This window comes from Flagellimonas ochracea (assembly GCF_009903685.1).
Taxonomy (GTDB): Bacteria; Bacteroidota; Bacteroidia; order Flavobacteriales; family Flavobacteriaceae; genus Flagellimonas; species Flagellimonas ochracea.
On sequence record NZ_JAAABI010000012.1, the window covers coordinates 1 to 15,643 of the forward strand.

The window sequence follows — 15,643 nt, forward strand, 5'->3', positions numbered from 1 at the left end:
CCTCCGCTCTGGCCTTGAAGCGAGCATTATCTGCAGTTACGATTTCATAAACATAGTTTGCGGTACCCCCGTCCTTGACGGTTCGTGGAGCTTCAAAATCAAGTTCTTCGATGACATTGGCATATTTACTGTGCATATATCGATACGTTGTTTGGGCATTGTAGAGGGCCTTTAGTTGTACCTGTGCCTCCACACTTTTTGCCTTTGAAATCAGGGGCATAAGATTGGGAAGCGCCAAAAGAAGCAATATTCCTATTATGGCGAGGACTATCAATGTTTCCTGGAGGTTAATAGCAGGTATATTTCCCTTTTGAAATTTTAAATTGACGGAAGAACTCATCACGGTATTTTCAAGGATTCAAGATTTTATCATTTTTTAAAACTCAAGCGTCTTACCTGAAATGTAACTTTTTTCTTGTAAATATCTATGGAATATTCGATAAAAATTTTAAGAGTAAGAATTCAGAAAGTTATCAACAACACGGATTTACCGTTAATTTGATAATAATCAATTGATTGGAGCTAAAATGTTCTTTTGAAAATTCTTGGAATCTTTTAAAGATTACAAAAATAAATGAAAAAAGTTAAAATATAATAATTAAATTTCTTACAAAAAATAAGGATAATAAATCATCAAATTATGGATTCAAAACTTTTTAAAGTATTAATTGCTTTTATATTACCTATTTTGTTTTACGGGCAATATGGTATCACCTATTATGGTTACAATGTTGCTACAGCTTCGTATAATAGTAGCTATTTTGGTGAGGATGCTGGATCCTATGGTTACAGCAACTCTTTCTTCGGAAATAGGTCTGGAGATGTAAATTATGCCTCGGGAGGTACATTTGTAGGTGCAAATTCAGGGCAAAATAATACAAATGGGTATGACAATACTTTTATCGGACGAACGAGCGGATATTACAATACCACAGGGGAACGAAACGTTTTCCTCGGGTCTTCCGCTGGTTATAATAATTTGACAGGTAGCAATAGCATATTCATAGGTTTTAAGGCGGGGTACTCGGAAACTGCAAGCAATAGGCTTTACATAGAAAATAGTGATTCCCCAACACCGCTAGTCTACGGAAAATTTGATACCGACCAGATCGGTCTGAACACCACAAATATTCCAACTGGGTATACCCTGGCCGTAAAGGACAAAATCATCACCGAAGAACTCAAAATTCGGACCTATGCCAATTGGCCCGATTATGTTTTTGAAAATGGCTACCAAATGCCCGATTTATCGGAGGTTGAAAAATATATCCAAGCCAAAGGACACCTGAAAGACATTCCCACGGCAGAAGAAGTAAGGAAAAATGGCTTTTTGATTGGCGATATGAACACTCGCTTGTTGAAAAAAATCGAAGAACTCACCCTTTATACTATAGCACAACAAAAAGCTCTGGAAGAACAAAAGCAGAAGAACTGGAACTTAGAAAAAAAGTATAAAGAACTAGAAAAACGGTTAGGCTCTCTTGAAGAATCCATCAAAAACTTAACGATAAAAAAATGAAAAACTTTCTAATTGTAGTAATGCTTAACATTGCCACATACTCTTTTGCGCAATATGGTGTAACAAGTTATGGAACGAACGCTTCTATCAGCGGTAATTTCAATAGTTTTTTTGGTGAGGCAGCAGGTGGGCCCTATAGTAGTAATTCAAGCTTCGTCGGGTATTATGCCGGCGACAGAGATACTGGGGGTGGTAGTACCTTTATTGGTGCTTATTCGGGAACTTATAATAGATATGGTCAATATAACACTTTTCTTGGAAGTCGCTCAGGTTACAATAACGATTTTGGGGGCTATAACCTTTTTTTGGGGAGTTATTCAGGTCATAATAATGTTTCGGGAAACAACAATGTGTTTATCGGATACAAGTCAGGATATTCGGAGACTTCCAGCAATAAACTCTATATTGAAAACAGCGACTCCACGATACCGCTTATCTACGGAAAGTTCGACACCGATCAAATCGGTTTGAACACGATAAATATCCCTTTGGGTTACACCTTGGCAGTTAAGGACAAAATCATCACGGAAGAACTGAGGGTACGGACCTATGCCAATTGGCCCGATCATGTTTTTGAAAACGACTATAAACTTCCAGATTTAACGGAAGTTGAAAAACATATCCAAACAAACGGACATCTGAAAGACATTCCATCCGCCAAAAATGTGCGAGATAATGGCTTTTTGATCGGTGATATGAACAGTCGCTTGTTGAAAAAGATTGAAGAACTCACCCTGTACACCATAGCCCAGCAAAAAGCCTTGGACGAACAAAAACAAAAGAACAAAGAATTAGAACATAGGTTACTGCTATTGGAAGCATTGGTACAATCTAAAAACAAAAAGAAATGAAAACAATCCTTACTACATTACTGATTTTCATAATAACTCTCTGCGGAATTGTGCAAGTAAATGCTCAGGCAATGAAACTTGTAGAACTTCTACATTCCGAGGAAATCGCACAAAGAAAAAGAGGCCTCAATGAAATTGCAAGAGCAGAAAACCTTAAAATGGAAGGGAAGGAATCTTCCGATGATGAATTGTATCAAAATTTAGTGTCCGTTTACTCATCCGTCTTCAATGAACAGGAAATCCAAGATTTGATAGCCATTCAGGAATCCACGGCCAACCAAGCGTTTTTGAAGAGAAAGGGGGAACTTCAGAGAAGATGTCGAGAGGTTTTTGATGATTGGGAAAAACGTCTCGTATTTGATGATTTGGAAAACAAGATAAGATCCGGGACAGATCGAAATGGTGGTGCCGAATCACAACAAAAATCAATTCTTGCAAGAGAGTATCCAAAAGTTAGGGATTCAGAATATTTGAAGAAAATCCTTTCAGAAAATCCCACCATACTGGAAGATTTCAGACTATTGGTGGATTTTCTTGAACCTCAGGAATTCGAACTTTTTTTTGACGCCAAAATAATCAAAAACTGATCAAAAAAGTGGAGTGCTTGGATTCAAGCCAATAACCTGAATTTCCGTATGTAAGGATTGCAAAAAATGACAAGATTTAGCCGAAGTTCTTTATAAAGAAACCTATTAAAACGGTAATCTCAAAATATTAACCAACACTATGCAAAAATTTGCCTTGCCCATAGCATTGCTGGCCTTGATAACCGGCGCCTTAAGTTTCTTCCATTCAAATTCCAAAATGGACTTGGTCTATGTGGACATCAACCAATTGGTGGAAGGCTATGACCGTACCAAGGTGGAACGGGAGGCCTTCAACAAAAAAACCCAGGTGCTCAAGGCCAATGTCGACAGCCTGATGACCAATTGGCAGGACGAGCTGAAAGCCTATGAAAAAGAAAGGGCCTCGATGACCACAAAAGAACTGGAATTGAAACAGCAGCTGTTGCAGAACAAGCAGCAACAGATAAACAACTACCAACAGGCCATCCAGAACCAGATTCAGGACGAGGATCAAAAAATGACCCAGACCGTGATTAATGACATCAATGATTATGTAAAGGAGTATGGTAAGAACCATGGCTACCGAATCATTTTTGGGGCCAAGGGAGGGGGGAACATCATGTATGCCGAGGATACCTCGGATCTGACACAGACCATTTTGGAAGGGCTTAACGACCAATATCAAGGCAATTGATATGAAATACAAGCATAACCTTCGTTATTTTCATCCGTTACAATCCGGAATAACCATAGCACTGCTTTTGGCCGTTGCTTCCTGCGGGCAAAAAACCTTCGATTCCGAGGCGGAACTCTGGGAATATGTCAAAAACCCTTCCAACGGATACTATCATGAAAAGACGATTGGCCCAGTACATTATGCGCTCATATACCGTCCAACGGACTTACAGGTCAAACAGGAATTGAAAGAAGACACGGCCAATGCAACCATTGATAGTTTGAGAAAAAAATATGGAAAGTACCTTTATTTCAATCTCACCATGAGTGCCAATCGACAGGAACTGCTCAGTGCCAAGGCCAACGATAGAATGGCTTTTGGGCATTTGGTGAACGAGTTATCCTTTGGTATGGCCGAAAAGGTACACTTACTCTCAAAAAGGAGGGATACAATCCCCATCTTGGACTATACATATCCCAGAATGTACGGAATGTCGAACAGCACCAATATACTGTTGGTATATCCCAAGGACCAAAGATTGTTTGAAGAAAACGAAGCCCGATTCACCATCGAGGACCTTGGATTTTCCACTGGTGAGGTCGGGTTTAACATCCCCACCTCCAAACTGGATCAAGAACCAAAATTGAATTTAAAAAAAACCCTGTAAAATGAAACACCAAAGGATGCCCTCCAAGAAACCAAAGAGCAAAAAGACCAAAATTTCACATAGAATCATTGCCTTGTGCCTTACAGTTGCCTTTTCACCAAGTTTGTTGCCCGTCAATATGTTGATGGCCTCCAACAACGGCCCAACGGCTCCGGAAGCCTCAAGTTTCGAGCCTGTGGATGCCACGGACATGGTAAATCTGGCTACAGGGGACTTGAGTTATGTACTGCCCCTGATGAACGTGCCTTCACCCGAAGGTGGCTATCCCCTCAGCTTGGCCTACCACGCAGGGATTGCCATAGACCAAGAGGCCACTTGGACGGGTTTGGGTTGGAATGTAAATCCAGGGGCTATCACACGCTCGGTAAATGGCTATCCCGATGATTGGGACCAGGGCACCTTCAGGGAATATTTTTACAACAAGGGGAACACCTATACCGATTATTCCGCAAGCATTGGATTTTCACCCACGGGTGCAGGTACTTCGGTGGGATTGAACCTTTCTTGGGGCGATAGCCGTGCCTTTGGGGGGTCGGTGAGCATAGGGTCAAATATTTTAAGCGAAACCGGAAATGCAATAGGTAATGTGGGATTGTCCGTAGGAACCTCTGGTGTTTCAGCGATAGGGAATTATGGTGGAAATTCATTTTCAGTGGGCACTTCGGGGGCCTCTTTAAATGCGGGCATACCAATTGGCAATACTGGCTTTGGATTAGGTGCAAGCATTGGAACCAATGGAATAGGACTCACCGCGGGCCACCAAAACGCTGAAACAAATAGAAATATTAGTGTCGGTTTGAATTCCAATTGGAGCGGGGACATTTCCGCGAATGCCTCTTATTCGGCAGGCGAAGGAAACAAAAAGAACAGTATTGGTGTCAATTTTTCTTCACGTGGTATCGGCGTATCCGCAGGTATCCAAGGTGTCGGGACCGGCGCAAGCGCATCTTCTTTTTCCCATTCGGTATCGGCAAGTGATTGGAGCGTAAAGCAGAGCGGCTATAATATTCCCCTTTTCGTACCGGTACCCGGCGGTATCCTTTCCTTCAGTTTTGGGAGACAAAGAACAACTGTCTATTTGGACAACCTTGAACACAATGTGGTCAACGGGCCCTTATATTTTAAGAACAACAGGTCCGCTTTGGGCCAGAGCAGCAGCAACGTACATGTATCTTCAGACATCTATGGGGTAAGCACTGCATCCACATTCACTACGATAGCCAATAACGGGGTATATCCCAATTACGACAATTACAGGGTCACGGGCCAAGGTATAGGGGGCTCCATTTCCCCGAGACTGCACCAAAATGGTGCACTCATAGGACTCAATAAAGAAGTGGAGGCAAGCGGTTCCATAGCAGGTTATGAGCTGAGCCATGAGCTTCCGGGCGCGCTTACGAGCTACGTCTCTTCCACTGATTTTACCCAGATGCCCGATTTCCAGTTTGACAATGAATATGCATCTTCGTGGTTGCAGACCCAAAGGGAATTCAACGGAAGTTCGGCAAACAGCTCTACCATCTTCAATTATATGACCTCCACTTCGGCCCTATCCCTGCAGAGAAGGGTTACGGGAAGATATGTGGAATACTATACCTTCGCAGAGCTCGCGGCAGGAATCGGGTTTGACCGGGGTCTACTGAAGACAATCTCGAGCATTCACGCCTATGGATCTTCCGCCTATGAACCGGATGGTATCGGAGCCTTTAAGGTTGTGGCCCCTGATGGAAAGACCTACCACTATACCCTCCCTGTTTTCAACCATGAGATAATCAGTAGACAATATGGCATGGATTCCCAATATCCAAATGAGGATGATGCCTTCTATGAAAAGCGCCAATTGAAAAAGTTCGCCACCCATTGGTTATTGACCGCCGTTACCGGTCCCGATTATGTGGACATGAACAACAACCAAATCCCAGACGATGCGGATTACGGTTATTGGGTCGCCTTCGATTACGGCCAATGGAGCAACGGATATATTTGGTACAACCCCCACGGGGAGGAATATGAGGAAAGCGGCCCGAACGATGAAATCAAAAATTATTCGTGGGGGCGCAAGGAAATATATTATTTGGACAAGGTGATCACAAGGACCCATACCGCCCTGTTCGTCAAGGAAGAACGAAACGATGGTAGGGGAAAACAAGTGACCTACAAACACCGGAAGGATAAGAACACGGCAGTACGAACATTCGATCTTAAAGAACAAAGTCTATTACGGCTAAAGGAAATCATCCTAGTGAAGAATTCCGATTTGGGAAGCATCACCAAGATCAATGCCACGAATCTAAGTTCGACACCGGCCGCCTTGACAAACTATTCGATCAATTGGTTCGATTCCCTGTCCGATGACGGAGGTACCAAGAATATTAACTGCAGTCGACAAAACAATGTCCTCGATGACCAAGATGGCAACAATTGGACGGCCCTAAGGGACAAATCATCCAAGATCGTTTCCCTTGCCTACGACTATAGTTTGGCCTCTGGGGCTCCATATACTACAGCTACGGGAAGACTGGCCTTGAAAAATGTGGCTTTCAAGACCAAGGGCGGTAACCAATTGATCCCCCCATACAGTTTTACCTATATCAACAAACCGTATACCTTTCAGGACAAGGACGAGTGGGGCTACGACAAGTTTGATCCAGACCAATGGAGTTTGAGCGAGGTCACCATGCCCACTGGAAGTAAAATCACCGTGGACTATGAGGCGGACGTTTTCTCCGCGGCCTTGGGCCAGAACATCTCATTTACCACGACCGGGGCCCTGGATTCCAACAATACATTTGAGGTGACCTCCAATGTGGATTTTGATGAGTTCGGGGTTAACCTCAATGACAATGTCCCCGCTTCACACCGGAAGGTGACCAGTTGCAGCGAATCGACCAACTCCTACACTATGGAAGTTTATGACGGGACCGCAAAGGTCATCCAGGTAATCAATCCCCAGAAAATAAGGCTGCAGCTCAACGGAAATCCCTCAGTGGTCAGTTCACAGTTTTATGGAACGGATTGTTCGGGAATCACCTTTGGCAACAATTACACCCGGATCAATGTTTCCGATGCCGCCTACTCCACCTCGATCAGGGTAAAATCCCTTACCACAACGGATGGGGTACAATCCTTTCTAACGGAATACGATTACACCATTCCGGGGACAAATGAAAGCTCCGGCATCGTTTCCTACATCCCGTTCGGACCCTATGTCGATGAAGAACTTCCCTATGGCATGGAATTGCCACCGCCCATTCCCATGTATTCCCATGTAAAGACCACAGCCTTTGGATCCAACAACTCCTCTTTGGGATACACGCAATACGTATTCAAGACATTGCCAAAAAGCTATAATGCCAATTTTGGCGATGTGATCCAGATTTCCAAAGACGAGAGCACTTTTTCCAATTCGGGGGCGAACGCATCGGTTTCGGTGGCAAGTTTCAACATTATGGACAATACCGCGAGTCTTGGGCAGTTGATATCCACCGCGAGTTACAACGGCTATGGGCAGTTGATGAGCAAAACGATAAACAATTATGCCATCCCAGATAACGCCCCGCAAGGAAAAGTCAGTGAATCCTATCAACAATATAAGATATTGGACTATGCCAGTGGCGCCATTACGGACAAATGGTACGTCAACAGCTCTACACGTACAAGATATGCAAGCGCACTGCTGAGCACGACGGTCATACAAGGTGGCTTCACCAGTACCACCTATTTTGATCAGCATGACCCCTATTCGGGGCAATTGTTGGAAACCACTACAGTACAAAGCGATGGAACCGAATTCAAGACCGAAAGTATTCCAGCCTACACGCGGTATGGGGAAATGGGCAGTAAAATTGTCAATTACAACAATAAGAACATGATCACCCAAGAGGCCATGAGCAAAACTTATGTGAAGGACAATGGCAGCTTCAAGCTTATTGGATCGGGAATAAATACATGGTCGCCATCGACCTACAACCCAACCAATGGTGGGTCGAGCACCAAGGTGTGGCGAAAACACAAAACCTATGTCTGGGACGGCACCAGCGACTCCAATGGATTCTTTACCAGTTTCTCGGGAGACTATGACAATTTCAACTGGAGTACATCCGCAAGTTCCCAACCCGCCGATTGGAAATTGGTTTCCCAGATCAACGAATATGATCCATACTCCATGGTATTGGAAGTGGAGGACATCAACGGTAACAGAGCCGCCACCAAGATGGGGGACGAGAGTACCAAAATCATAGCAACGGGCAATTCCCCCTATGCCGAAATGCACTACAGTGGCGCCGAATATCTGGATGGCAATACCTTCGATGGGGGCATTGATGACGTCGGGCGTACCACAGAACGGTCCCATACCGGAAGATACGGCATAAAGGTCACGACCGAGCAGGGGTTCAAGACCACCATGACCGGTCATAGCAGTGGAAAATACAAGATTTCCGTTTGGGCCTCCAAGGATAATTCCTCAAATGCGCGGATCTATGACGGTACGGGCCTAAAACAGTTCAATGGCGAAGAGGTCCGGGCGGGAAACTGGGTCTTGTTGAACCATTATGTGGATTTGACCTCCTCCAACAAGACCATTTATGTGCGGTCCAACTCGGGAACCGTATACTTTGATGATTTCAGGATACACCCGGTGGAGTCCTCCATGACCTCTTATGTCTACAATGAATGGGACGAGCTGACTTTTATTCTGGGGCCGAACAATCTGGGTACCCAATATGTATATAACGAAGGTGGGCAATTGTGCAGCGTCTATGCTGAAATACAGGGGCAGCCGGGTGTTTCCGGAGGGTTTAAGATAGTGTCAAAAAACCAACTTCAGTATAAGAATGGAACCTTGGGCTTTTGCAGTAATCTGGGAGGAGGCATTTCTACATCCAAGTCCAATGCCACCACTAGTTGCAATATTGATTTTGATCTTCTGGGCTATGGGGGCGTAACCACGTGGAATGTCAATTTTGGGGACGGGAATTCCCAGAGTGGCAGCAATACCCCACCGAGCTCAGTTTCCCATTCCTATAGTTCTACGGGCAGTAAAACGGTGACTTTGACACTGAACGGTTCCGCAACGTTCACCACCAATGTGTCCATCACCTCATCACCAAGTTTCTCTGGCGCCAATGATAATGGCAACGGATATAAAACAATCACCCTGAACGGCTCACCCGGAGACCCCATTATTTATTCGGCCTCTTTGGGAGGGTCCAATTCGGGTTTTTCGGGATCGGTTTCTGTCAACGGCGTAAACTCCTCCCTAACAGCCGGCAACACTTCTGTAAACAACGTGAATGCCGGAGTGTTTCCCAGTTCTGGTGCGGTAAGCTGCACATTGAGCATAAGCTCAAGTGCAGGAGGGGCTGGTACCACCTCCTTGACCATCGCTAAGCCCCATGGGTGTGGAACAACTTCAACCAGTGTAAGTATCAGTTCATTCTAAAGAAAATCAAATGAAAAATAGACCACAGATCAACTTATCGACAATTGCAATAGCGGGTATATTATTTACACTGTTACGCGCGGACTTATGGTCCCAAGACAATTTTGATGCCCTGCCCTCCAACAGAAATTGGAGCAGTCTGGAAACTTTTGATGTGAACGGTACCGTTAAGAGCAGGAGTGTCTCTTTCTTTGACGAACTCGGCAAGGTCCAACAAGTACAAAGCAAGGATATCCTGACCGGAAAGATATGGGTCTCCCAAACACTTTACGATTACCATGGCAGGGCGGCATTCTCGACGTTAAGTGCCCCCGTCGGCAGCAGCTTCGGGTACCAAGGTAGTTTTATACGGGATTCCGGCAATAGTACCTATTCTTTGGCGGATTTCGAATCGAACCCGGAAAATCCAAGTACCGTGGGTACGGCTTCCAATACCTTGGGAAACTATTACAGCACCTACAACGATGACAATGACCACCCGGGAAACAGCTATATGGACATTACTTCCTACCCGTTTTCCAGAACCATTTACAGTACGCTGAACCCCGGTGTCCCACTCAAGGCCATTGGCGGGAACAAGATCAATGGGCAGTGGCCACAGGCTTATTCCTTCACCATGCGTGCAGGTCAGGAACTGGCACAGAGCGTCGCCTTTGGGGAAACAAAATATGCAGCTACGGATTACAAGATCCACAAAACGGTTAGTAGGGATACCCACGGGAATGAAAACGCGGTTTTCGTGGACAGTGATGGAAAAACATTGGCTGCGGCACGAAGTGGCGGCAGTGCGGCAAGGGACATGAGCATTGACATTTTTGAACAGGGCTTTGTCGACATCCACGTTCCCCAAGGCAGTGGCATGGGTTTCACGGTCACTGCCAACGGCAATGCCGTCACCGCTTACAATCTGATTACCGAGACCACGGTGAGCCCCTCCACTGGGCTGCCCAATGGTTTTTATCGTGTAACGGTAAACGATGTGGACAATTATGACCCATCGAATCCCGTTACGGTCCACTATAAAGAAAATTATTACGATTATAGTTTGAACGAATACGACAAGGCGGGAAGGCTCATTGCCAGCTACCAACCTTTGGGTACCACGAAAGCCACCAAACCAAAGAGCATTTATGAATACAATACGTTGGGGCAATTGACCTTTACCAAGAGTCCCGATGAAGGCGAAACCTATTTCGTCTATCGTGAGGACGGCCAGATTCGGTTCTCCGGAAATTTGGGCTCTCCCCCGTCCTATAGCGATTGGGTCGCCTATACCGATTACGATGAACAGGCAAGACCCATAGAATCGGGGCAAATTTATGCCACCATCAATCTTCTCCAGCCAAGTTATCCTTCTGGCAACTACAGCAAGCGCGATGTGATCCAAACCCAGTACGATCAGATTAACACTTCTGAACTCTCCGGTATTTCCGGTTTGGGGAGCAATTATCACGATCCCACCTTTTTGGCCGGTAATGTGGCCAAGACCTGGAACGATCAGTCCACCTCCTACTACAGTTATGACGTATATGGACGAGTGAACTGGTTGGTTCAGAACATAACGGGCTTGGGTGCAAAGACCATTGACTATGAATACGACCCGATCACAGGGCTGGTCACCCAGGTAATCTATCAGAAAGAGGTTGCCAGTGAACGCTTTTACCACAGATACACCTACAACGGCGCGGACCAATTGATCAAAGTGGAAACCTCCACCAACGGAAGCACATATACCCTCCAAGCGGAATACGAATACTACGAGACGGGGGCGCTCAAACGCACCGAACTCGCAGGGGGCTCCCAAGGTGTCGATTATGTCTACAACCTGACTGGACAATTGAAGAGCATCAACCATCCCAGCTTGGGTACCACTGATGATCCAGGTGGGGACACCAATGACCTGTTTGGGATGCAGTTGGACTATCACCAAAGCGATTATGCCCGCAAGCAGACCAACAACATTACCACCCCGAGTTATGGCGTGGACCAATTGAACGGTAACATCAAGGGAATCCGTTGGAACAACGATCCCTTTTCGGTAAGTGGCAAACAGAGCACCTATATGTTTTCCTACGACCGCAACAACTGGCTCACGGCAGCCGATTTTGGACAGGTGGACAACGGCGCTGAGCCAGCACAGGAAAATGTGACCAACAGCTCCGTGTACGGGAGCACCACAACTACCACCGTGGAAGGCGGGAGCAGTGTGACCCTGCAAAATGGGTTCCATGCACAAAGTGGCAGCAATTTTACTGCTCGTGTAGCTGGTGGGTTCAACGAAGTGGGCAACGGGGACTATGATGTCACGGGCATTACCTATGATGCCAATGGCAACATCCAGAGCCTCAAGCGAAATAAGGATGCCAGTGGAGGCAATGCCATGGACGACCTGACCTACACCTATAAAAGCGATCCCCAGAACGGTCCCAACCAATTGCTACGGGTCGATGACGCCGAAGGGGATGTTTCCGGGGCCGAGGATATTGGCGACCAAAGTGGGAATAACTATCTTTATAACCAACTGGGACAATTGAGAGAAAACGTGCAAGAGGGCATACAATATTTTTATAATGCAAGTGGCTTGGTAAATGAGATTCGTAAGAACTACGTTACTGCTGTAAAGTTCTATTATAACGACCGCAACCACCGGGTGCGCAAGGAAACCTATAGCGGAGGATCGCCAGTGGCCAACACTTACTATGTGCGGGACGTTGCCGGAAACCCCATGGCGATTTATAGCGGAAGTACACTACAGGAACACCCCATATACGGCAATCAACGGATAGCCATCTACAACCGGCCTGGTAATGTGGCCACTTACCAGCTTACCGACCATCTTGGGAACGTCCGGGCCATTTTCCAAAAGAGTGGCAGTACTACCACCAATGAAAACCATAACGACTATTATCCCTTTGGGATGTTGATGCCCAACAGGACCAGTATCAATGCGAATACCTACCGTTATGCCTACCAAGGGCAGGAAAAAGATTCAGAAACGGGCAAAGAAGCATTCCAATTGAGATTGTGGGATAGTCGCATAGCAAGGTGGTTGACCATTGACCCTTATAGGGTTCATGCAAGCCCATACCTTGGAATGGCCAATAATCCATCAAATATTGTTGACCCTGATGGAGGATGTCCAGAAGGGTATGATTGTTTTGTTGACCCTGTTGAAAATTCGGAGGGAATCAACCTGAACGAAGTGACTGTTTCGGGTATTGATAAGTCACCAGAAATGTTGGGCTTTGCACAGATGGATTTTGGATTCTCACTACCAAATAATTTTTTAGGGCCAAGAACTTTTATGACACCTATTATTTTCAAAGCAGGGGAAACCTATAATATTGAAACCGTATATAAAATTTACTTTGATGCAGCAATGGTTGATTACTCGGATTTAAGAATAGGTTTCGATAGAGAAAGAATATCTACATCAGGTTTTTCTTTAGGCGCTGCGGCTGGTCCGACAGATGCCGGGATATTCACAAAATTCCATTCCCAAAAAATGACTTTTTATCAAGATGTTCAAGGACGTGACCTGTTGGATGTCTTTGATAATACCGGACTTATAAATGCCAATGGATTTGGAGCAACGATACACTATCTGCACTTAAGGGGCTATGATAGCCCACAAACGATGAATTTAATATGGGAAACCCATTTAAAAGGACATGGCTTATCAGCCGGATTCAATGGAAGTAGATCAGTACCTACTTTTGAAAATACTAACAATCAATAAATATCTATGAACAACACTTTTTATAAGGTCTCTTTGACCATTTTTTATACGGCCCTAATTATTTTTTCAATATTGAACTTTTTCTCTGATGATTTTACCGAAAGCTTTATTAAGTTAACTGCAGATTATGGAAATATGATTGATGTAGCTCTTTTTTTGATCAGTTTAATCTTTAGTATCACAACTATATTTTTCATTGCTAAAAAGAAAAACATAAAAGGGGAAAACAAAGTACTTTGGATATTGATATCGATATTCTTCCCTTTTTTACTTATATATTTTGTTTGGAAGGTTGCACCAAAATATTAGGCCAATTGGAATAAAAACCAAAAAAGACCTTAAATGACAATGAAAATCGAAAGGTTCAATCTTCTAGACTCTAGTTTTACAAAAAAAATTATGCTTTATTTTAAAATTATTCAAACGAATCAACTGATGGTGAAAAACAGTATTTATTATTTCATATCAAAGATTTTGATTTTTGCTTTGCTATTTTTTAACATGGTAGCTGGACAAAAAGGAAAGCTCTCAGCCGAACTCTCCCACCCCATACCAATTGGGGACAACTATTTCAATGATTTTTATACGGGTTCGGTGGATATTGGAGCCCAATATCGCATAGTGACCACCGAGGTCATCAACTTTGGTGCATCGCTGAACGTGGGTTTTTATTCCTTTGAGAACGAGAATTTCAACATCCAACCCGATATCAATGCGACCTTTATCCAACCACGTGCCTTTGCCGAGGCAGTTGCCGGGTTTTTCAGGTTTCAACTGGGGGTTGGTTATGGCTTTGCCACATTTAGCACCCAAAATGCCTTGGAACCGGGTGAAACCGAGACGGTAAGGGACCGAACCAATGGTCCCAATATCAACACTGCGGTTACCTTTGACGTATTCAAGGGACTCTTTGTAAAGGGCCAATACGACTACCTGCGGATTTCTGAGTTTGGAAGCCTGGACGACTCGGACTTCGTACGGAATGTCAATTTGGTCAAGGTAGGCCTTGGCTATCGCTTTTAAAAAGATAACTATGAGAATCAACCATTGGATATTTCTTATGCTTCTTACAGCCGTCCCAGTATCCCTAAGTGCTCAGGAGCAGGCCAAATGTGTGGTCACCACGGAAAGCGGTTCTGAGATTACCGGGTACATCAAGAACTACCACTCCAGTTATTTGATCACGGGTGGCTTTACCCTTCGCAAGGGGGATAGAAAAATGAAGATTTATCCAGAAACCACCAAAAAAGTTGTGGTCAACGACACCATTGTATATGGAGCGATTCCCTTTACCACAGGACATAAGAGTTTTATGCAGTTGTTGGAGGCAGGCACTCCGCTCAACCTATATCGCCACTCCATTCGTCTTACCGGTAATATGCCCAACACGGGATTTACCGTCTGGATAGACCACAAATATTTTATCGATAATGGTAAGGAGGCTCTGTATGCCAAAGAGAAAAAAGTGCGTAAAGAACCCGAGCTGTTCTTCCCCGGCGGATCCCCTACTTTTTTACGGAACATAGCGGATACCAAAAGAGACGATATCGATGACCATCTTGCGGAATGGGTTCGGGAATATAATGCATCTTTCAAGGATTGACGGTTATATATCTTCCATATAATATCTGAATACCTGCAGATAAGAAATATCTATTCAGGTCATAGACTTCATACAACTGGATATCAATTAATCATGTTTTCATAAATTTTTTTCCTACTTTTTAGTATGAAAATTACGATAGTATTCCCTATTTTTAAGTAATGAAGAAATACCAACTTCTTAGCCTTTTACTAGGCCTGTTCCTGATTCAATGCACTACCTACAAATCAAAGAAGCAGGAGGCGCTATTACATTTCCCGCAGTTGGGATCTTTGGTCAAGTTAAAAGGTGGTTTTGGACATCGAACTTCCGAACAAATTGGTATCCCCGACTGGTCCAGAGTAAATGTTCATGCAGAAGAACTTCCATTCAACAAATCCAGTTATGAAAACTATGCACAACGCATGGAAAGGGCTGGAAAGATCAATAGTGTACCGTACCATGATTCTCTTCCCTATAAACCAAAATACCTACGTTTGCAATTGTTGGATAAAGTGCGCTTGACGTCCATTTTGAATACTGAAGCGCATAAACATTTACGAAAGTACATCGCAGCAGATCAAGATCATAAGATAGTAA

Annotated in this window: 11 protein-coding genes; 10 read left to right on the forward strand and 1 reads right to left on the reverse strand. The window is 44.4% G+C overall.

The window, feature by feature from the left end:
• Positions 1 to 340 (reverse strand): general secretion pathway protein GspG (locus GTQ34_RS16255; RefSeq protein ID WP_166524869.1); only part of this gene is annotated, 340 nt, incomplete at its 3' end.
• Between the two features lie 300 nt (positions 341 to 640).
• Here GTQ34_RS16255 and GTQ34_RS16260 point away from each other — a divergent pair.
• From GTQ34_RS16260 to GTQ34_RS16305, 10 genes are all read left to right on the forward strand, one after another.
• Entirely contained in the window at positions 641 to 1,519 is an 879-nt protein-coding gene (locus tag GTQ34_RS16260; protein ID WP_166524870.1) for a hypothetical protein, read from the forward strand.
• Entirely contained in the window at positions 1,516 to 2,370 is an 855-nt protein-coding gene (locus GTQ34_RS16265; protein WP_166524871.1) for a hypothetical protein, read from the forward strand. Before GTQ34_RS16260 ends, GTQ34_RS16265 begins: the two co-directional genes overlap by 4 nt.
• A complete protein-coding gene (locus tag GTQ34_RS16270; protein WP_166524872.1) occupies positions 2,367 to 2,957 on the forward strand; it encodes a DUF2059 domain-containing protein in 591 nt (196 codons plus the stop codon). Before GTQ34_RS16265 ends, GTQ34_RS16270 begins: the two co-directional genes overlap by 4 nt.
• A gap of 139 nt (positions 2,958 to 3,096) precedes the next feature.
• Complete coding sequence (locus GTQ34_RS16275) at positions 3,097 to 3,630, forward strand: OmpH/Skp family outer membrane protein (protein ID WP_166524873.1); 534 nt, start codon at positions 3,097 to 3,099, stop codon at positions 3,628 to 3,630.
• A 1-nt stretch (position 3,631) separates the two neighbouring features.
• Positions 3,632 to 4,279, forward strand: coding sequence for a hypothetical protein (locus GTQ34_RS16280; protein WP_166524874.1), 648 nt, complete (start codon positions 3,632 to 3,634; stop codon positions 4,277 to 4,279).
• Between the two features lies 1 nt (position 4,280).
• The gene (locus tag GTQ34_RS16285) at positions 4,281 to 9,722 is read left to right on the forward strand and encodes a PKD domain-containing protein (RefSeq protein WP_166524875.1); all 5,442 of its coding nucleotides are present in this window, start codon (positions 4,281 to 4,283) and stop codon (positions 9,720 to 9,722) included.
• 10 nt (positions 9,723 to 9,732) lie between these two features.
• Positions 9,733 to 13,461 carry an RHS repeat domain-containing protein gene (locus tag GTQ34_RS16290; protein ID WP_166524876.1) on the forward strand — a complete coding sequence of 1,243 codons (3,729 nt, stop codon included), beginning with the start codon at positions 9,733 to 9,735 and terminating at the stop codon, positions 13,459 to 13,461.
• A 435-nt stretch (positions 13,462 to 13,896) separates the two neighbouring features.
• The gene (locus GTQ34_RS16295) at positions 13,897 to 14,484 is read left to right on the forward strand and encodes an outer membrane protein (protein WP_166524877.1); all 588 of its coding nucleotides are present in this window, start codon (positions 13,897 to 13,899) and stop codon (positions 14,482 to 14,484) included.
• A 10-nt stretch (positions 14,485 to 14,494) separates the two neighbouring features.
• Positions 14,495 to 15,064, forward strand: coding sequence for a hypothetical protein (locus GTQ34_RS16300; RefSeq protein ID WP_166524878.1), 570 nt, complete (start codon positions 14,495 to 14,497; stop codon positions 15,062 to 15,064).
• A gap of 161 nt (positions 15,065 to 15,225) precedes the next feature.
• Positions 15,226 to 15,643, forward strand: a 418-nt coding sequence (locus GTQ34_RS16305; protein ID WP_166524879.1) for a hypothetical protein, incomplete at its 3' end; no start/stop codon positions are given.